The sequence below is a fragment of the Enterococcus sp. C65 genome, assembly GCF_040887165.1.
Classification (GTDB): Bacteria; Bacillota; Bacilli; order Lactobacillales; family Enterococcaceae; genus Enterococcus_B; species Enterococcus_B hirae.
In genome coordinates, this window is sequence record NZ_JBFOFG010000030.1 from 1 (window position 1) to 1,069 (window position 1,069).

At 41.1% G+C, this 1,069-nt stretch carries 1 protein-coding gene; it reads left to right on the forward strand.

Annotation, left to right across the window (positions count from 1 at the left end; translation table 11 throughout):
- The coding region (locus AB3I12_RS13300; protein WP_368015671.1) for an immunoglobulin-like domain-containing protein at positions 1-1,069 on the forward strand (1,069 nt) is incomplete at both ends.

Here is a 1,069-nt window from a genome sequence, read left to right on the forward strand (position 1 = left end):
AACGCAAGTCTTACTTCTGCTTGGATGAGAGAAGATGGCAAAGGGACGTTTTATTCAGCAGCAGATTTCATGAAAAACTATGGCACTGGTGACTTGACTGCGGGCACGTATGTTTCCGTTGAAACAGGCACGTGGGGTACCAGTCCGTATACTTTTGATGAAAACACAGGAGTATTGACGATCGAAGCAGGTGAGTTAAGTGGCTATAAAGAATCACCATGGAACAGTGGAAAAGTGGATTATGAAGCCATCAAGAAAATTGTCTTGTCTGGAAAAGTAGTGGCTCCAGAAAATTCTAAATTCTTATTTACTGCAAGTGCCGCTGGTAAGAATCTTACGAATGTAACTGAAATCGAAGGGCTAAGTCAACTGGATACCAGTAAAGTAAAAAATATGAGTTGGATGTTTGTCGATATGGTTAGCGTAACAAGTCTAGATTTAATCAACTTTGACACCAGCAACGTAACAGATATGAGTTATATGTTTGACGATATGGTTAGCGTAACAAGTTTAGATTTGAGCAACTTTGACACTAGCAAAGTAACAACTATGCAGGATATGTTTAAGGACACACCTCTTGCTAAATTAACACTAGGCGATCACTTTAAAGCGGTTGGAGACACTGGTTTATCAGCACCGAAAGCACTGAACGAAGGGGATCAGCTGACAGGGAATTGGATTCGTGAAGATGGTCAGTCCAAAGGCTATTCACCTGCTGACTTTATGACAAATTACGGCACTGGGGATTTAACGGCAGGAACTTATGTGGCAGAACTAGTGAAAAGTGAGTTGAAACCACAAGAATATCATGTAGGAGATGTCAATATCACTGGAACCTACACAGGTGATATGTCTCTCGGCCGATTAACCGTTAATGGCAAAGTTGTTAGCTGGGGCGGTAGCTTCAAAGATGGTCAGTTCAGCTATTATGTCGGTGTTGGAAAATTAAAAGTCGGCGACAAAGTCGTATTAGATGGCTACAACAAAGAGAAGGAATTGATAGATTCCAAAGAGATTGAAGTGATTTCCGAATCTTCAGGATCAATTGATCAGGTGGACACTTATAAGC